General features: G+C 65.8%; 11 protein-coding genes, 1 tRNA gene, 2 pseudogenes and 1 CRISPR repeat array. Of the genes and pseudogenes, 6 read left to right on the top strand and 8 right to left on the bottom strand.

Going from position 1 to position 18752, the window contains the following annotated elements; translation table 11 throughout:
* Positions 1–437 precede the first annotated feature (437 nt).
* Positions 438–2507: a CRISPR direct-repeat array (repeat unit 28 nt; unit sequence TTTCTGAGCTGCCTACGCGGCAGTGAAC).
* 129 nt (positions 2508–2636) lie between these two features.
* The 4 genes from cas6f to csy1 are packed head-to-tail and all read right to left on the bottom strand — an operon-like array spanning position 2637 to position 6563.
* Positions 2637–3200, bottom strand: a complete 564-nt coding sequence (cas6f, locus tag ACTIGJ_RS16475; RefSeq protein ID WP_439641409.1) for a type I-F CRISPR-associated endoribonuclease Cas6/Csy4 — start codon at positions 3198–3200, stop codon at positions 2637–2639.
* A 3-nt stretch (positions 3201–3203) separates the two neighbouring features.
* Positions 3204–4232 (bottom strand): type I-F CRISPR-associated protein Csy3, encoded by a 1029-nt coding sequence (gene csy3, locus ACTIGJ_RS16470; RefSeq protein WP_439641408.1) that lies wholly within the window; start codon positions 4230–4232, stop codon positions 3204–3206.
* A gap of 16 nt (positions 4233–4248) precedes the next feature.
* Positions 4249–5217, bottom strand: a complete 969-nt coding sequence (gene csy2, locus ACTIGJ_RS16465; RefSeq protein WP_439641407.1) for a type I-F CRISPR-associated protein Csy2 — start codon at positions 5215–5217, stop codon at positions 4249–4251.
* Positions 5214–6563, bottom strand: coding sequence for a type I-F CRISPR-associated protein Csy1 (csy1, locus tag ACTIGJ_RS16460; protein WP_439641406.1), 1350 nt, complete (start codon positions 6561–6563; stop codon positions 5214–5216). Before csy1 ends, csy2 begins: the two co-directional genes overlap by 4 nt.
* Positions 6564–6972: 409 nt before the next feature.
* Here csy1 and ACTIGJ_RS16455 point away from each other — a divergent pair.
* Positions 6973–7263: pseudogene (locus ACTIGJ_RS16455) on the top strand (nucleotidyltransferase family protein).
* 32 nt (positions 7264–7295) lie between these two features.
* Positions 7296–7603: pseudogene (locus ACTIGJ_RS16450) on the top strand (HepT-like ribonuclease domain-containing protein).
* A 7-nt stretch (positions 7604–7610) separates the two neighbouring features.
* Here ACTIGJ_RS16450 and cas3f read toward each other — a convergent pair.
* The 4 genes from cas3f to ACTIGJ_RS16430 all read right to left on the bottom strand — a co-directional run bounded on the left by cas3f (position 7611) and on the right by ACTIGJ_RS16430 (position 13318).
* Complete coding sequence (gene cas3f / locus ACTIGJ_RS16445) at positions 7611–10925, bottom strand: type I-F CRISPR-associated helicase Cas3f (protein WP_439641405.1); 3315 nt, start codon at positions 10923–10925, stop codon at positions 7611–7613.
* A complete protein-coding gene (cas1f, locus tag ACTIGJ_RS16440; RefSeq protein WP_439641404.1) occupies positions 10922–11896 on the bottom strand; it encodes a type I-F CRISPR-associated endonuclease Cas1f in 975 nt (324 codons plus the stop codon). Before cas1f ends, cas3f begins: the two co-directional genes overlap by 4 nt.
* Before the next feature lie 271 nt (positions 11897–12167).
* Positions 12168–12244: transfer RNA gene (locus ACTIGJ_RS16435), tRNA-Arg, on the bottom strand.
* Positions 12245–12295: 51 nt separating this feature from the next.
* Positions 12296–13318 (bottom strand): AraC family transcriptional regulator ligand-binding domain-containing protein, encoded by a 1023-nt coding sequence (locus tag ACTIGJ_RS16430; RefSeq protein WP_439641403.1) that lies wholly within the window; start codon positions 13316–13318, stop codon positions 12296–12298.
* A gap of 179 nt (positions 13319–13497) precedes the next feature.
* Between ACTIGJ_RS16430 and ACTIGJ_RS16425 the strand changes: the two genes are divergently transcribed.
* The 4 genes from ACTIGJ_RS16425 (at position 13498) to ACTIGJ_RS16410 (ending at position 18738) form a co-directional block, all read left to right on the top strand.
* A complete protein-coding gene (locus ACTIGJ_RS16425; RefSeq protein ID WP_439641402.1) occupies positions 13498–15147 on the top strand; it encodes a flavin-containing monooxygenase in 1650 nt (549 codons plus the stop codon).
* 188 nt (positions 15148–15335) lie between these two features.
* Positions 15336–16802: a DUF3336 domain-containing protein gene (locus ACTIGJ_RS16420; RefSeq protein WP_439641401.1), complete on the top strand. Its 1467-nt coding sequence runs from the start codon at positions 15336–15338 to the stop codon at positions 16800–16802.
* 92 nt (positions 16803–16894) lie between these two features.
* Entirely contained in the window at positions 16895–17158 is a 264-nt protein-coding gene (locus ACTIGJ_RS16415) for a DUF2256 domain-containing protein (protein WP_439641400.1), read from the top strand.
* A gap of 26 nt (positions 17159–17184) precedes the next feature.
* Complete coding sequence (locus ACTIGJ_RS16410) at positions 17185–18738, top strand: cryptochrome/photolyase family protein (RefSeq protein WP_439641399.1); 1554 nt, start codon at positions 17185–17187, stop codon at positions 18736–18738.
* Positions 18739–18752: the final 14 nt, after the last annotated feature.

Genomic DNA, 18752 nt, shown 5'->3' with positions numbered 1-18752 from the left:
CTTCATGGCGTTGATTCCCTTGCTGTTTCCGATATCCAAATTTTACCAAACAAGGGGGGTTAATCAGAGAATCCTTAAGATCGCTTTGCCGAGCGGCTTTCTGCTCCTTACGCCTTCGCGCGGCGGACGAGCGCCGGATAGTCAGTGATCCGAAGGCTGTGAACGGGCTACGGATGAGCGACGGACATCTTCATTTCCGCTTCGACGAGAACGCTGCCGCAGATGGGTACCGAGGTCACCCAGATCGTGTTCGATCACGGTGCGACTAATCGCAGAATCCCGAACCGGGCTTTCGTCCGCTGCTCCGATCGATGTGCCTTAACTCAATTGCTCAACTTGCTGGCAGCAGGTGATCAGCATCTATGGCAGCGGTGCGCAGTTTGGCTGGCAATGGATGCGCAGCTGGTTGGCTATTTGCAGTACGTTCAGAAGTACCCTTTCTGAGCTGCCTACGCGGCAGTGAACTTTCTGGACATCGGCACCGGCAGCGGCACCGTTTTCTGAGCTGCCTACGCGGCAGTGAACTTCGAGGGCCGGGGCCGCTACATCGGCCCAGTTTTCTGAGCTGCCTACGCGGCAGTGAACGATACTTCTGCACGTACAGCTCCGGCGCGGCCTTTCTGAGCTGCCTACGCGGCAGTGAACACCACGTTCGCAGCCGTGTACGGCGATGCCGTTTTCTGAGCTGCCTACGCGGCAGTGAACTCACGAAAGTGATGCCGGTGCCGGACGTGACCTTTCTGAGCTGCCTACGCGGCAGTGAACAAGCTGGGCAGCGACATCACCAGCGCCGGCAATTTCTGAGCTGCCTACGCGGCAGTGAACGTCGACACCTTGAGGTGACCGCCTGCCACTTTTTTCTGAGCTGCCTACGCGGCAGTGAACGGTTCGTGTCGCTGCCGGATGCCCTCGACGCTTTTCTGAGCTGCCTACGCGGCAGTGAACCCGGAATATCGGACTTTGTTCGGGTTGTTACATTTCTGAGCTGCCTACGCGGCAGTGAACATTTCGTATTGGCTCGTTCGCTGCTACCGCTCTTTCTGAGCTGCCTACGCGGCAGTGAACGCTGAAGCATGGCGCGCGGAGGTGTCCGTCCGTTTCTGAGCTGCCTACGCGGCAGTGAACCCCGGCGTGCTGGTTTGATACTTATTTTCGCTTTTCTGAGCTGCCTACGCGGCAGTGAACATGCACGTTGTTGGCGTCACCCGTGGCGTGATTTTCTGAGCTGCCTACGCGGCAGTGAACACGAGAAGGGCGGCGAAACAACCCTCGCGGCTTTTCTGAGCTGCCTACGCGGCAGTGAACATTGAACTACTCCGATTAACGCTTGCCCCGAATTTCTGAGCTGCCTACGCGGCAGTGAACGCGGTGGCAGTGGCGGGATCGAAGCCGGCCACTTTCTGAGCTGCCTACGCGGCAGTGAACCAGAGTTTGCGGCGGTCGGCGCGGTCACGCTCTTTCTGAGCTGCCTACGCGGCAGCGAACCGGTCCCTCCACCAGGCCTCGACGCGCTTCACTTTCTGAGCTGCCTACGCGGCAGTGAACAAATCCGACGAACGGTAATTGGTTTTCCGAGGTTTCTGAGCTGCCTACGCGGCAGTGAACGCGCGATGCCATCTGTTACGCGCGGCGTCACTTTTCTGAGCTGCCTACGCGGCAGTGAACACCGCTCGCGAACCTCGGCCAGCTCGGCGGCATTTTCTGAGCTGCCTACGCGGCAGTGAACGCGGATACGCTGGCTTTGGGGACTCGGACACGTTTCTGAGCTGCCTACGCGGCAGTGAACCCTTGCCGTCGAACCTCGCCGCCGTCTGTGACTTTCTGAGCTGCCTACGCGGCAGTGAACCGCCACCGGTCTGACCGGCCTCGGCGAGTCCTTTTCTGAGCTGCCTACGCGGCAGTGAACCGATTCGCTCCCCGGAGGCCGATTCGTTCAGCTTTCTGAGCTGCCTACGCGGCAGTGAACGAGCGGCGCAGCGCCGGTTGCGCGCCCTCGATTTTCTGAGCTGCCTACGCGGCAGTGAACACGGAGACCGCTGCGCATCCGCCAGCACCTGGCTTTCTGAGCTGCCTACGCGGCAGTGAACCATACGGGTAGGAAAACAGATAGGTCTTCATCTTTCTGAGCTGCCTACGCGGCAGTGAACGGCATTCCGCAGTAGTCGTGCAGCCAGCGGTTTTTCTGAGCTGCCTACGCGGCAGTGAACGGGCGCTACCGGCTGGCGCGCGTAATCGTGCATTTCTGAGCTGCCTACGCGGCAGTGAACTCGCCACCCACGCCCGCCGTGGGCCGCGCCGTTTTCTGAGCTGCCTACGCGGCAGTGAACGCAGCGGCGCGCACGTCAATGCTGCGCACGACTTTCTGAGCTGCCTACGCGGCAGTGAACGTCGTGCGCCATCTGCGACGGCTCAGGTTCTTTTTCTGAGCTGCCTACGCGGCAGTGAACGCCAAGGCCCCAAGCGCGCCTGATGGCGCTGATTTCTGAGCTGCCTACGCGGCAGTGAACTACAGCATTGCATACCTAACGTTTTGATCTACAAACCGAAGTCATCGCAAGCCTTCGTCTGACCCTTTGCCGGAACGGGTCGCCAAGCCTTTGAATTCATTGGCTTGCCTACCCGTTCCGGAATTTGGGTCAGAAAAGGGGCAGCGTCGCTTCGGTGCTCAGGCCATAGCCGTTGAACTCCCCTGTGGCGACCGATGGCATCGGGTATTGCCGAACGAACAGGCGGAAGGTCTGGCCGGTGCTTTGGCTGCGGACGGTCAGGAACGGCAGGTCGAGGTTTTCGGCGGCCGAGTCCGGAATCGCGGCGGTGGCTTCGGCGGACGTCCAGCCCTTGCGCTTCATCTGCCGGCGGCGCAGGCGGTCGACATTGCTCTTGGCTTGAACGCGCCGGACAGCGATGGCGCTGGCTGCTTCGGGCACGGCGAGCGCCCCGGCGGCGTCGACGTGGTCCTTCATGCCGACCAGCCAGGACGGCGGATCCAGCCGTGCCAGTGCCGTTGCTGTTCCGTGAAGCCGCAGCCGGCTGCCCAGGCTGACGCGCGGGCCTTGCCGGGCATCGGGAAAACTCAGGCCGATGTCACGATGGCTGCCGTGCACCAGCGCCCGATGCAGCCGCGCAAACAGGGCATCCATCAGCTGGTGAGGGGGAAGCTCCGGATCCGCCCGGAGCCGCAGGTCGAGGTAGTGATCCATGGCTCAGCCTGCATCGCCGAATACGCCACCGCGTACCAGTACCGCCATCACGTAGTGCTGGTTGCCTTCATCCGGCACCTTGTCCTTGAGCATCCAGTTGTCGAGCAGCGTGTAGAAATCCACCTTGGCCTTCGGCTGCCGGTAGGCCTTGCCCAGCGTGGTCACCGAACCGTAAGGCTCGACGGCGATCGGCCCCAGCTCTTCGGCCTCCGGATACCAGGTGTCGATGGTGCGAATGGCGTTGCCGAGCTTCTGTGAGTGGATACCCGCCACGCCATTGATGTCGTAGAGCGTCCTGCTCCTGTCGCTGCGGCCGCGATCAAGGATCAATTCCTGCGATGGGAACACTTCCTGACCCGCACCCACGCGGACGAAAGCAGAAATCTCCAGCAATAGGTGATGCTCGCCCGCCAGCGCGCCGGCGATCAGCGCGGCAAGCTCGTTCAGCCCGGTGGCGGCCGCAGCTTCGACGGTGAACCCACGCAGCGACAGGGCCAGTGCGTCGAAAGTCCAGGTCCGGGCGGCCTTGCCGTCGACCCGTTGCGCAATCTGCACTTCCACCTGCTCGGCGCCGATGCGGTTGCGCCACAGGAAGCGGCCATTGGCGAGATTGATGGCATAACGCCGCGCCAGTTCGGTGAAGCCGTGCGTCTTCACGTAGCTCGCTGCAGTGGCGACCAGCTTGTGCCGGTACGCCGCATCGTTGCACGCCGAAGGGGTGCCGGTGCCGGCCAGCACCCGCAAGGTGAAGCGCACCTTCAGCGTATCGGCCTCGGCTGGAAGCGCGGCCACATGGACCTTTTGCAGGTTGGGATTTTCGATCGCGGCATCCAGCTTCGCCGAATCCTGATCCTTGGTCTTGAGACGATTGGAAATCGTGCCGCGCACGGACTTTTCACGCAGCGTCACGCCGGGCCATGCGTGGTCACCGGCGCGTTCGCTCCAGTTGCCGGAGAAGAAAAGAGCATCGGAAGGATCCAGCTTGCGTTCGAACGCCAGCACGGAAGCAGTCTTGAGCGTGTTGTCAGACATGGAATGACTCCAGAATTCAGTTGAAGGAAGTGGCGACGGCATAGCCGTTGCGTACGCGGTAAAGGCCGGATGCAGGATCGTGTTCGGGGTACCAGAGCAGCTCGTGCCAGGACTGCAGGCGGTGCGGGCCGATCCACTGGCCGATCGAATACAGGCTTTCGACGAAGCGGAACGGCACGGTCGGGTCACGGGCGTTGGCGACGGCGTCCGCCGGATGCTCGACGAGCACGCCGTAGCCGACCGGGATCGGCACGATCCAGCCGCGTGTACGGTCGTGCTGCCATTCGTGCCGGCCAGACTGCGGGTCCGCTTCGGCTGGTGGCGACCAGTTCAGGCGTGACAACTTCAGCCAGGCTTCGATTGCGCTGCCCGGCAGGGTGCTACCGGCCACCGCCTCTGCCAGCAGGTCGTCACGGCTGACCAGTGCAAAGCCGGGCAGCCAACGGCGACGCAGCGATCGGAACCATGGACCGCGATCGGACGGGTCTTCCGGGATCGGCAACAGCTGAGGCTGAGACCAGCGCCACGTCCGTGCCGCCGGCAGCACCGTGCCGCCGGCCACCCGCATCTGCGACAGGATGTCGGCGATCTGCCTGGCGACGGCAGCCCGCTCGGCATCACCCTCGTCGACGAGCCCGCCGTCGACGCCGAACACCAGCGTGATGTCGAGATGGATTCGGCCTTCCTCGACAATCGCCGCCGTGCTGCCGTCCTTGTCGACCGGATTGCGCGTCAGGCGAAACGCGCGCGTGTAGCCGTCTTCCGTCACCTGCTCGTCATGGTCATGGCAGATCACGCCGACACTGCTCAGACGCAGCCTGGGCCCGAGGACCGGTGTCAATTTGCGCTGCAAGGCCCACATCAGGCCGACGAACGCGGACATCGCCGGGAAGCCGTGGGTGAGCGGGCTGGAGATCGCGTTGGCGTTCTGGATACGCAGGCGCGGCAGGATCAGCAGGCCGCTGCTGTCGGGAAGCCGGCTCACGACGCACCTCGCGTCGGGATGTAGTGCGGCGCCTCCAGCCGGGTTCGCTGCTCGTAAAGCTTGCCCGCCCATTGCGCATCGAGCAGCAGTTCCTTCGCCCAATGCCGTTGTTCGATGCTGCCGACCGGCAATTTCCCTTCCAGCGCACCGTTCAGCCAATTGCCGAAGCGCTTGCCCAGCCGAGCAGGCCAATCCATCCGTTGCCAGTCAGCAGCGAAATCAGTATCGGTTTCGGCGCGATCGGGATCGAGCCAGAGCTGTTCTTCCTCCGTCAGCTCGCAGCGGTGGTCGGCGCTCCAGCCCGGTTCCAACGCTTGATGAAGCTCGGCGGCGAAGCCCACCAGTTCGTCGATGATCTCGGTAAGCAAGTCCTCAACGCGATCGCGGGTTTCCATCGTCGGATCGGGATCGCTTTCGAGGAAGCGCTTCAAGGCCCGCACTGACTGCCGCACGAGTTTGCGCCGGGCAAATAGAGGAAATGCCGATTCGACCCCAAACGGAGCCTTGACCGGCTCCGACTTCCAGTGCGGTGGCAAGGACGCCAACAGGTAGTTGTCGCCGCGCCGCTCGCTGTTCAGCTGGCTGATGTTCTGCGGCTTGGTGCCGCCGAGCTTCTGGATGGCAAGGTTCGGGTAGTCGGCGTAGCCACTATCGTGCTGGCGCTGCTCGCGTTTGGCCTGGCGGGCCGTCTTTGCGGCTTCGCTGAACCGGCTTTCCTGGATGCTGAAGTAGACCGCTTGCGCCAATGAGCTGGCATACAGCGGCGCCAGGAGGTGGTAATCCGCATCGTCGGCCGCATCGCTGCCGGTCAGCCAGAACAGTTGCTTGGCCCGCGTGTGGGAGGCCGCCACACCGCGCGGCTGGACCAGGCCAATGAATGCCTCGATCCAGCCCTCGGCCAGCGCTGGCTTCGAGCTCATGGCCGCTTTCAGATCGGCATCACCGGCCAGCATCCAGTCCAGCAGGCTGCGGCCATCGACCGTCACCCGCAGGAACTTGTAGACGTCGAGCGCCGCCGCGTTGCCGACCACGTCACCGGCGAAATCCGGCCCTAGCGAGTGGCTGCCGATTTCGTCCCGAACTGGCAACTGATCCGGCGGCCTGTAAAGACTGGTACCGCGCGCATCCGGATGGATGGCTTTCAGCGAGTGGGTCACCGCCTGGATCTGGCCGACGCGCCGGGCGGCATCGTCGAGCCAGGTTTCAGGGATGAATTGCGCGATCAGTTCATCACGCTTGGGATCGTCAGGCGTCAGCTTTTCGAGTTTGGCGTCGCGGCGTTCTTGCAGAAAGCGCTGGATAGCCGAGTAGAAAGCTGAGCGACGGTCCCCGGTCATGTCGTTCATGACAGGAACTCCGTTTCAGACACATATGAAACTGCTTAGAATCCCCAGAGCAACGTTGCTCCGGGGATATGACAAAAGCACCGATGACGATCCTTATCTTCTCGTCATGTGATGGTCAGCCATATCTCTATCCTCCATACCGCGACAGTCCCTCGGGGTTAGGGGTCGGCCTCACAAGCTCGACGTTGCTGTTCCGGATGAGATGCCAGTCTCGTCCGGAAGCTTTAGAGTTTTTTTCCTAGTTACTGCCAGTTGAAGCGACGAAACTATGCCGCGATGCCGAATCTACACCTCGAAGGGGTTTTTGCAATCACTGCCGTAGAGGCAGCTCAGAAATAGTTGCTGGCGGCTGAAGCGACTTTTCACTGCCGCGTAGGCAGAAAAGCAGTTCCAACAGGGTCGGAATCCCGTGAACCCATCATCCGCACTCGAGCTGCATAGCCAAACGATTCAAAGGCTTGCGAATCTTCACAGGACGACGAATCCGAGGGTGTTCGGTTCGACCGCCACCGGTCGCGCCACCGAGCACAGCGATCTGGATCTGCTGGTCGACGCCTTGCCCGGGGCCACGCTGCTGGATCTCGGGGCACTTTAGGTCGAACTGGAAGCGCTGCTCGGTGTGAAAGTGGATCTGCTGACGCCGGGCGACCTGCCGCCAGCATTCCGGGATCAGGTGCTGGCGGAAGCACGCCCGATCTGAGCGTGGACCGGATCGGAACCCTGCTGGCGCAGATGATCGAAGGCATCGGTCTGGCTTCGAGCTACACCGAAGGCATGGCCTTCGAGGATTTCCTCGATGACAAGCGCACGCAGCAGGCGGTGTTGATGAATCTGATCATCGTCGGCGAAGCGGCAAGCCGATTGATGAGTGTTGAAGCCGAGTTCGTCGCGGCGCATCCCGATGTGCCCTGGACCGGGATGAAGGGCATGCGCAATCCGTTGCGCATGGTTACTTCGAGATCAACCTGCAGATGGTCTGGGATACGGTGCTCGACAAGTTGCCGAAACTGCGCGCGCAGTTGATCGCGATCCAGAACTGATCGGGCGTCAGCGCTTTCTTGAAAACCCTAGCGCCGGGTGAAACCACCAACCTTCATCGGACCTGGGTAGTGTCACGCCGCCATAGCGTTCGGCGCAGGCAAGTAGCGGCATTTCCATCACTTCAGCTAGCTGCGCCAGTTCCGTGAGGTAATCGGTGCCCGCCCAGGCATCGATGCCGATGCCACGCACGCGATGGTCTGCAACGCGATGATGCCGCGCCTCGTCGACATCGACCCAGAGATCATCGCGCCGGTCCTTCTCCTCGTGCAGCCGATGCAGCAGGCAGTCGTCCTCATCGTCGTTCGGCAGCAGGCACACCTCGACCTGCTGAAGAGTCTGCTGGCGGAACGGTTGCTGCTGCGCGGCCACGCCGGTCAGGTGCAGTAACGGCTGCGCCCAGAAGCTGCTGGCATTGAGCCATGCCTGCTGTCGCTGCATCGCCCGGCGAAGGCGCTCGTGTTCCAGATCGACCAGCTTGGCGTTGTAGCGACGACGCTCGGCCTCGGGCCGCTCGACGATGCGCGGCCGAGCGTCGATCACGTCGCGCTCGTCTTCACGCAGGAGGGTCTGCAGGCTGTGCGTGCTGAGTCTGAATTCCTCATCGCCCTCGAAGCCCGGCTGGCAGTACGCCGCTTTCCCCGTGTCCTCGAAGCACTTCAGGTTGTGATCGAAGATCGCCAGATTCGGTGTGTCGCAGGCCGACAGTCGATGGCGGCGCACGCGACCCGCGAGCTGGATCAGCGAGCGCATCGACGAGGGTTCGACCACCGCCCAGTCGTAGTCGTGGTCCCGACCGACTTCGGTCACCGGCGAGCCGAGCACGATGAACAGCTGGTCGGCTTCTGCTGCCGCGTCGAGCCTGGAGCGAATATCCGGCAGTGCGAATACCGCATCGGGTTTGCGGCGGTCGAGCGCCTGATCCAGACGCCGCTCGATCGCCGAGCGCATCAGCAGCGGGAACTGCGAGTGATAGACGCACAGGTGTATGCGAAAGCCTGCCGGCACGCCGAGCCGGTACAGCGCCAGCGCGACATCGACCAGCGGGCTGATGTTGGCCATGCGGATCAGTCCGAAGCTGACCCGTTTGCCACTCCCCGGATCGACTGTGTGATGCGCGACGTGCAGCGCCAGCGCAGCGTCGCGCGCCTTCAGCGCCAGCTGCTCGCGCATCGCTTCCTTCTTCAGGCCAGCCAGGTCGAGCGCTTCCAGTCGCGCGCGACGACGGACAAGATCCTGCCCCAGGCGGGCATGACGCTTCTCCGCGAACGCGAGGTGAGCCGCTTCGAATACAGCGTCATCAGCGCAGTCCTGCGCCTGCTGGTGGAATTCGTCGAACCAGGCGCAGCAGATGTCGACCGGCGCGCCGTACGGTTCGCCGCGATGCCGCTGGTAGATCGCGCGCCCGGCGCGATAGGCCTCGTACATGCCCTTGACCAGTGACGGTGGCAGCGTTGCCGAGGACACCAGCACCCGCGTGCCCAGCAGGCCGGACCAGTAGACCAGACGGGTCAGCGCCGGCAGGTCGTCGAGATCGAAATCATCCAGCTCGTCGAGCACCAGATCGCTGCTCATCAACCGCAGCATCGGCGCGATCTGCCGGCCGCCGCGCGTATTCTCGGTGGCCGGCACCAGATGGTCGACGGTACAAACCAGCATCGGCGCCGCCAGCAGCGCGCGCACCTGCGGGTCCTTCATCGCCCGCTGCAGTAGCGGCTGGTCGAGGTTGCCCTCATAGAGCACCCGACCGTCCTCCGGCAGCAGGGCCTGGGACGAAGCCGAGCCGGAACGTTCGGCCAGGGACTCGAAATGCTCGAACAGTTCGCGCCCTGCAGCACCACCGACGCGAATCGCCAGCTCGTCTTCGGAGGCTTGCAGCAGCGCCCGAAAGGCCTGACCGGTCTGCAGGGTCAGGGTGCGCAGACCGAGCGCGAAGGCGCAGCGCAGGCCGTGATCCGGGTCGGCGAGCGCGTACATGATCCGGGCATTGGCCAGGGTCTTGCCGCAACCGGTGGAGGCCATGTTGACGATGAATGCGCCCTGCCGGGCGGCGCGTTCTCGAATCGCTGCGGCGGTGTCGCTGGCACGATCCTGCCAGCGGAAGCGCTCGTCCAGGCTCCGCTTGCGCAGGCCCTTGTGCCGCGCCAGGCGCGGCAACTCGCGCTCGAAGCCCGGCAAGGCATGGACGACGATGCCGGCATGCTTCTCGACGCCGATCAGGTGTTCATCCAGCGGCTGGTTGTACTGGCCCGTGCTGCGATCGGTATTGGCGTACAACGCATGGCCCTCTTCGCCCTTCTCGCGTTCCGCCGGCGCGGTCAGCCCGGAGTAGTGATGATCTGCGAGCATCAGGCTCAGGCGCGACAGGTGCATGAGATACGGATCGTCGAGCCAGTTTTCGGTGTCCGCTCGGCTGGCCAGCGGCAGTAGTCGCTGGGCCACCCGGGCGGCGCGCTTGCGCCACGGTGCCGAGGTCACCGGCAAGCCCTTCGGAAAATGCCAGTAGGCCTCGACCCGCTTGCGGTCGTCGCCCGCAGGCCGCTCATTCCAGTCCGCTGCGATCTTGCGTAGCAGGTCGTCGAGCTGGCCGGCCCGGAAGCTGGCATCACGCGCACCGAGCCACAACGCCTTGCCGGTGGAATCGCTCGCTGGCTTCATGGGCAACCGATGGTGCGTGACCACCAGCCAGCCCACGACCCGGGCCAGCGGCGGCAGGCTGGCCAGCGGCTTGTCGACAACCGCGTCCAGACCATCGCACTGCAGACGTTCGGTCCAGGTCCGGTCATCGTCGGCAGACGGTTCGATCAGCCGCTTGAGCCAGCCTTCATCCGTCGCATCGGGGCCGACAAAGGCCTGGAACAGGCGCAACGAAGTCCATTCGTGCCGATACTCGTTGCGCTCCACGCGTTTGCCGGCCAGTCGTTCCTGAAACGCCCGGCTGGCCTTGCCGAGGTCGTGGAGCAGAGCGGCAAGCGCCGCCAGCAGGTGGATGAGCCGCAGGCTGTGCCAGTCGTTCTCATCACGGCTGCGCAACACGTCCCGCGTCGTTGTGTTGGTGGGCACCGCACCTTCCGCATTGAATCGCCGGGCATCGCCGACGATCCACAGCAACTCGCTCTGGTCGCGACCGCGCAGCCAATGGCAGGCCACCGCTGTGTTCTTGCGCGCGGTCTTGCGCAGCAGCCGTCGCAAGGTATCGAGCCCGGCCTGGGTGATGGGCGTCTGCCAGGTTCGAGTGCCGCGCCGCTCGGCGAACTGGTCGAGGATCCGGCGCGACTCAACCAACGCACGCTTGTCGCACTGGCAGACCAGCAGCACGTTCACGCTGGTTCGGCTCCGATCTCGTCCGCCACGGCCTTGACCGTGTCGATCATGAAATCAAGCGATTCGCTGCGCGTCAGGCTGTCGATGCAGCCGCTACGGAACTCCTGCTCGTCATCACCACGAACCGCAGACAGGAACGCCTGCGGCAGGATCGCCGCATCCTTGACCAGATCGGCGACATCGAACACCAGCCCGCCCCGGCGAGTCTTGCCGTGCAAGACCGCCAAGCCGTGTGGCAGACCGAGCACCCAGGTGGCGGTCGCTGCGAGGCCATAAGCGAGGTAGTTGCCGTGATCGAGGAAGCGATTGGCCGGATCGGTGCCACTGCCCCGTTTGGCACGAGTGAATTCGCCGTAACGGCTCGCACGCGCCGCGAACAGGTACAACTGCTTGCTCAGGCGGGCTTCCTCGGTCAGCAAACAGACGGTGTCAGGGGCCGCATCCAGATGAGCCTTGGATGCCTGGATCGCACGCTGGAGACTATCGACATCCACCTCGAACCCGGCCTCGACCAACGGACGGCTCGACCACGCCTGTCCAATCCTCTCCAGCCGCGCTTTCTGGAACGCCCGGGCAGCAGCCAGCCGCCGTGCATCGTCGAACCAGAATCGCATCCAACGTTGCAAGTACTCCGTCGGTCGATACTCGCTCTGCGGCGAAAACCAGGCGACGTCGATATCCACCTCGTTCGCGGAGTACAGCGGCGTTCCTCCGCCACCGCAGAAGCCCACCAGCACCCCGGCTTTAGCCAACTCCCGCATGGCGGCCTGGGTGACCGAGGTTCCCGTACCGAGCAGCACCGTCGTCGTATTGGCGATCGGAATGTTCCAGTAGCGGGACTGTCGTCCCTCGTCGGTCACATACTCCACCCGGCCGCCGTTGACGAGCACCCGACAGTGCTGCAGGTAGTAGATGTTGGCCCGGCTGGAATGCAGGATCGATTTCAAATCGGATGACGCTGGCAAGTCCATTTTTCAGCTCCGCCGCACTGCTGCAGTTATCTCGAACGGACCTTTACCACGGCCGTTGCTGCGATGACGATGCCCTGAAGATGCCCGGCATGCGCGCAGCTGTGCGCCGATGCGCTTGGCAATGTGGGCGGCCTGCGGAACAGCGCGTCCGGGCCGCGCGACGAACGTCTGCCATCGTGCGGACGCCGGTGCAGCGCTTGCACGGCTTGCAGCGGCGCATAGCAAAAAGGCCTGTCGCGGTTCGGGCGACAGGCCTTCAAGTTCCTGAATTTGGTGCGCTCGAGAGGATTCGAACCTCTGACTTCTTCCTTCGGAGGGAAGCACTCTATCCAGCTGAGCTACGAGCGCGACGGGTGGAAGTTTAGCACGCAGGTGCGCGCCGGAAAGCGGTGAACGGTGTCAGGGTTTTGTGCCGGGGCGGCGCATTCGCCGCAGGGCATTGCCGTTCCAGCGGCGGAAGGCGCGGCTGAACGAGGTGGGGTCGGCGTAGCCGAGGATTTCGCCGATTTCCGCTGCGCCGAGCCGGGAGTCGTGCAGGAACTTGCCGGCCAGGTCGGCGCGTACGGCGTCGCGCAGGCGCGCGAAGGCGGTGCCCTCGCGCTGCAGGTGCAGCTGCAAGGTGCGCGGGGCGACGCCGAGCGCCTCGGCGACGGCGGCGAGCGTGCACGGCGCATACGGCATCAGCGCGCGGATCACGGCCTCGGCGTTGTGGGCGACGGCGTGCGGGCTCTCGCGCTGTTCCTCGATCCGCACCAGCCGGCTGGCCAGCGCGCGGGCGGCGGCGCTGCGCGGGGTCAGCGGGGTGTCGAGGGTGTCGCCATCGAGCAGCAGCGCGTTGACGTCCTGGTTGAAGCGCAGGTCGTCGCCGAACACCGCGCGGTGCAGGTGCAGCGTGCCTGCGGGCCGGGCGTGGCGGAACAGCACGGCCTGCGGTTGCCAGTCGCGGCCGAGGCGCACGCGCAGTTCGGCCGCCAGCACGGCCAGCGAGAACTCGGCCATTTGCAGTTCCTGCAGTTCCTGACCCTGGGTGGTGGACCAGGACAGCAGCGCGGCGCGGCCACCGGGCAGCGGCGTCAGGCCGACCAGCGCGGCATCGCTGTAGAGATCGAAGTTGTCGACCAGCTCGTCGCACAGCTGGCGCACGTTGCGGGCGTTGCGCAGCAGCACCCAGAGCGGGCCGATCAGCGCCGCCAGCCGCGCGTTGCGGGCCAGCCGCAAGCCGAAATCCGGCAGGCCGGCGGCATCCGAGGCCAGCGCGAAGAAGCGGAGCACCGCCGCCGCAGGCACCCGCTGGTCGGGATCGCCGAGCGCCGCCGGCGGCAGGCCGGCGCGGCGGGCCAGCACGGCCGGTCGCTGGCCGTGGCTGCGCAAGAGCGCATCGGCGCCTTCAAGAATCACGCTGCGAATCAGGTAACCGGGCATGACCTAGGGCGAACCAGACGGGGACCGGGCTTGCGCATGATGCCAACAGTGTTGCGCGTTCTGCCAACTGGATGACGGCCGGGCGGCGCATGATCCGGCTGTCCCTGCATTGCGGCTGCACCGCCGATGCCGGCAGACGCGAAGGACCACCGGTCCGCACCCACGAGGAGGAGATCAGCATGAGCGCAGTTCCGGCCACAGCCCCAGGCCACGGCAGCCCCGCAGTCAACCGCAGTGCCACCGTCGATGCCCTGATCATCGGCGCCGGCTTCACCGGCCTCTACCAGCTCTGGTCCCTGCGCAAGCTGGGGCTCAACGTGCGGGTGGTCGACGCCGCATCGGACGTCGGCGGTACCTGGTACTGGAACTGCTATCCCGGCGCCCGTACCGATTCGCCGTCGCACATCTACCAGTACTGGTTCTCCGACGAGCTGCTGGCGGACTGGGACTGGAAGCAGCGCTATGTCGACCACACCGAGTCGTCGGCGTACTTCCGCCACGTGGCCGACCGCTTCGACCTGCGTCGCGACATCACCTTCAACAGCCGGGTTGACAGCGCCCGCTGGGACGAGTCGGCACGCCGCTGGCAGGTGACGACCAGCACCGGCGAAACCATTGCCGCGCGCTTCCTGATCACCGCCCTCGGGCCGCTGTCGGCGCCGGTGGTGCCGCCGTTCAAGGGCCATGACCGCTTCAAGGGCCGGCTGGTGCACACCGCCCGCTGGCCGCGCGAAGGCGTGGACCTGAAGGGCAAGCGGGTCGGCGTGATCGGCACCGGCGCCACCGGCATCCAGGTGATCCAGACGATCGCCCCAGAAGTCGCAAGCCTCACGGTGTTCCAGCGCACCGCCAACTACGCGGTACCGATGATCAACCCGACCTACGGCGAAGCCGAGCGCGCCGCGATGCGCGCCCGCTATCCGCAGACCCGCGAAGCGATCTGGACCACCTTCGTCGGCTTCGACGAAGCGGCCGAAAGCAGCCCGTACTTCAGCCTGACGCCCGAACAGCGCCGCGCCACGCTGGAACGGCTGTGGGCCGACGGCTCGCTGCGCATCTGGGTGGCCGGCTTCATGGAACTGCTGACCGATGCCGCCGTCAGCGAGGAAATCTCCGAATTCGTGCGCGAGAAGATCCGCGCCCGCATCCGCGATCCGAAGCTCGCCGCCAAGCTGGTGCCGGCCGACCACGGCTTCGGCACGCGCCGGGTACCGCTGGAGAACGGCTATTTCGATGTCTACAACCGCGACAACGTGTCGCTGGTCGACCTGCGCGAAACGCCGATCGTCGAGATCACCGAAACCGGCATCCGCACCTCCGCCGGCGAGATCGCGCTGGACGTGATCATCCTGGCCACCGGCTTCGACGCCGGCACCGGCGGCCTCACCGCCATCGACATCCGCGGCACCGGCGGCCGCAGCCTGCGCAGCGAGTGGAAAGGCGAGGTCCGCACCACGATGGGCCTGCAGATCCACGGCTATCCGAACCTGTTCACCACCAGCGCGCCGTACGCGCCGGCGGCCGCGTTCTGCAACGCGCCGACCTGCCTGCAGCACCAGGTGCAGTGGATCACCGAATGCATCGAGCATCTGGTCAAGGAAGGCCGCACGCGCATGGAGCCGGCGGCCGAAACCGAAGCCAGCTGGCTGGCCCACCACGACGAACTGGCCGCGCAGACGCTGGTCGCCAAGACCCGCTCCTGGTACACGGGGGCCAACATCGAAGGCAAGCCGAGCCGCCTGCTGAGCTACATCGGCGGCCTGCCGGCGTATCGCGAGGCCTGCAGCGAGGTACAGCGCAAGGGCTACGCCGGCTTCGAGCTGGCCTGAGCCCCGGCCAGCGGCGGGGCGGCGATGAAGGTTCATCGCCGTCCCGCCGCCACCGTTGCCAGGCAGGCAGCGGCCCGCCGCCGGTTCGAGGTGCCGACGGCCCGTCGCCCCCGTTATCCTGCGCAGCCTGCGGGTTTCAGACCGATGCCGCTCCGGCGCCGGCACCCGCCTCCGTTCGATGCCTGACCATGCCCCCGCTGACCCGCCTTGCCCGCTACGAGCAGCAGATGGCCCAGGCCTGCAGCCACGCCGAATGGCGCGAAGCAGCCGAAGCCCACGACCGCCACTCCGGCGCCGCCGGCTGGCAGCAGCGCGACGCCTCCGCCCGCTATGACTTCCGCTCGGTCCGCAAGCGCCTGACCCAGCTGCGCGCGCTGCGCGAAGCCGGCGACAACGCCGGCCTGCTGTACACGCTGAACGAAGGCGTGCACGGCAACCTTGACGGCATGGGCAATTCGGCGCTGTACCGGCGAGCCCGCTACGGCACCAAGCAGCTGATCCACGACTACGTCGCCGAAGTGATCGCGGTGCTGGAGCATCTGGCCAGCCCGGCGGCGGACGACCTGCCGTGGCCGGTCCGCCACGATTTCTTCGAGCGCGCCAGCGCCTGCTACGGCCGCTCGGCGCTGATGCTCAGCGGCTCCGGCTCGCTGTTCTACTTCCATGTCGGCGTGGTCAAGGCGCTGTGGGAACAGCAGCTGCTGCCGAACGTCATGTGCGGTTCCAGCGGTGGCGCGCTGGTGGCGTCGATCGCCGGCACCCATACCGACGACGAACTGGTGCGGATGTTCGAGCCCGGCTTCCTGCTGGCCGAAGTACGCCGCGAAACCAGCCTGTGGCAGCGGATGTCGGCGCTGCGGCCGTCGTCGATTTCCCCCGCCGGCGTTCGCGACATGGTCGAACGCCTGGTGCCCGACCTGAGCTTCCAGCAGGCGCAGGCCCTGACCGGCCGGCGCATCAATATCTCCATCGCCCCGGCCGAGCGCCACCAGACCTCGCGGCTGCTGAACGCCATCGCCTCGCCATCGGTCTGCCTGCGCGAGGCGCTGCTGGCGACCATGGCCGTGCCCGGCATCCTGCCGCCGGTGATGCTGATGGCCAAGGGCCCGCAGGGCGAACGGCTGCCGTACCTGGAAAGCCGCCGCTGGGTCGACGGCTCGGTCAGCGACGACCTGCCGACCAAGCGCATCGGCCGGCTCTACGCGGTCAACCACTTCGTCGTCAGCCAGACCAATCCGCTGGTGCTGCCGTTCCTGCGTGCCGCCACCGGCGGCGGCAGCGGCGCGCTGGGCCGCTACCGCAAGGCGCTGCGGCGGATCACCCTGGAAGTGGTCGACGCCAACCTCGCCGCGCTGCAAGGCCCGGCGCAGCGCCATCCGGCGCTCGAACGCTGGGTCACGATGACCCGCTCGGTGATCAACCAGCGCTATACCGGCGACATCAACATCTTCCCCGACTACCGCCTGGTCGATCCCCGCAAGCTGATGCGCCTGCGCAGCGAAGCCGAAGTGCTGGCGCTGATCCGCAGCGGCGAACGCGCCACCTGGCAGCAGCTGGAAATGGTGCGGCTGCAGTCGGCGATCGGCCGGACGCTGGACGATATCCGGTCACGCCGCATCGGGCAGGCCCTGCCCTCGGCCACCGCCACGGCCTGAAGGCTTCGGGCGCGCGCTCCGGAGCGCAACAACCCTCCGCCCGGCCTTGTCGCCGAGCGCTGCCAGGCCTTGCCAAGCGCGCGCCAGACCTCGTGCACAATCCGGCCATCACGCCGCCGAAAGCCGCACCCGTGCCCCACCGCAAGCCCCATCTGCCCGAGAAGACCTGCGCCGTCTGCCAGCGTCCATTCGCCTGGCGGAAGAAGTGGGAGAAGGTCTGGGACGAGGTGCGCTACTGCTCCGATGCCTGCCGCAGCCGACGGTCGTCGGCAGGTGCCGCAGCCGGGTCCAGCGCCGCGTCGGCCTCGCCGACGCCAGGGCTGCGGGTACCGGCCGGGACGCCGCGCCGGCCCTGAATTCCCTTCCCACATGAACCTTTCCCATGCGCAATCTCATCGCCGTGCTCGGCGATCAACTGGACGAACATTCCGCAGCCCTTGACGGCTTCGACCCGGCGCAGGACCGGGTCTGGATGTGCGAGGCCCCGGCCGAGGCGAACTACGTCTGGAGCCACAAGACCCGGATCGCGATCTTCCTGTCGGCGATGCGGCATTTCCACGCCACGCTGGACGCCCGGGGCTGGCCCGTCACCTACCTCGCGACCGACGCCCACCCGCACGCCACGCTGGCCGCAGCGCTGGCGGCCTCGCTCGCCTCGCTGAAGCCGGCCCGGCTGATCGTCGTCGAGCCGGGCGAATGGCGGCTGGCGCGGGACATCGAACAGGTCTGCGCGGCGGCCGGGGTGCCGCTGGACATCCGCGTCGATCGCCATTTCATCACCACGGTCGCCGAGTTCCGCAGCTGGATGGGCGCCCGCAAGCAGCCGCGCATGGAGCATTTCTATCGCGCCGTGCGCAGCCGCACCGGCGTGCTGATGGACGCCGACGGCCAGCCCGAAGGCGGCGAATGGAATTACGACCACGACAACCGCGAGGCCTTCGGCAAGGCCGGCCCGGGCTTCGTGCCGAAGCCACGCCGCTTCCTGCCCGATGCCATCACCGCCGAGGTGATCGCGATGGTCGGGACGCGCTACGCCGATCATCCGGGGGAGCTGCAGCACTTCGACTGGCCGGTGACGCGCGCCGATGCGCTGCTGGCGCTCGACGATTTCATCGAACACCGGCTGGCGGCCTTCGGGCCGTTCGAGGACGCGATCTGGGACAGCGAGCCGCTGCTGTACCACTCGCGCCTGTCGGCGGCGATGAACCTGAAGCTGCTGAACCCGCGCGAGGTGATCGACGCGGCGATCGCCGCCTATCGCGCGAAGCGGGCGCCGATCGCCAGTGTCGAAGGCTTCGTGCGCCAGATCATCGGCTGGCGCGAATACGTGCGCGGCCTGTACTTCTGGCACATGCCGGCCTATCTGGACGACAACGCGCTGGGCGCCGATCAGCCGCTGCCGGCGTTCTACTGGACCGGCAAAACCGAGATGCGCTGCCTCAGCAGCGCTGTCGGCGACACGCTGCGCCACGGCTATGCACACCACATCCAGCGGCTGATGGTGACCGGCCTGTTCGCGCTGCTGCTCGGCGTGCGGCCGCGCGAGGTGCATGCCTGGTACCTGGCGGTCTATGTCGACGCGGTGGAATGGGTGGAGGTGCCGAACACCATCGGCATGAGCCAGTTCGCCGACGGCGGCCTGATGGGCTCCAAGCCGTATATCGCCAGCGGCAAGTACATCGACAAGATGAGCAACTACTGCCGTGGCTGCCGCTTCGATCCGGGCCAGAGCACCGGCCCGAAGGCCTGCCCGTTCACGACCCTGTACTGGGATTTTCTCGACCGCCACCGGCAACGCTTCGCCGGCCATCCGCGGCTGGTGATGCAGCTGCGCAACCTGGACAGGATGAAGCCGGCGGCGCTCGAGGCGATCCGTGACGAGGCCGCGCTGCTGCGCGCGCGCCTGGCCGCCGACCGCCCGGCACCGCAAGCCTGACGGCGGCGAGCAGC

The sequence above is a fragment of the Nevskia sp. genome (genome assembly GCF_051860985.1).
Classification (GTDB): domain Bacteria; phylum Pseudomonadota; class Gammaproteobacteria; order Nevskiales; family Nevskiaceae; genus Nevskia.
The sequence above is the reverse complement of the archived record's forward strand: the minus strand, read 5'-3'. Positions and strand labels throughout refer to the sequence as shown.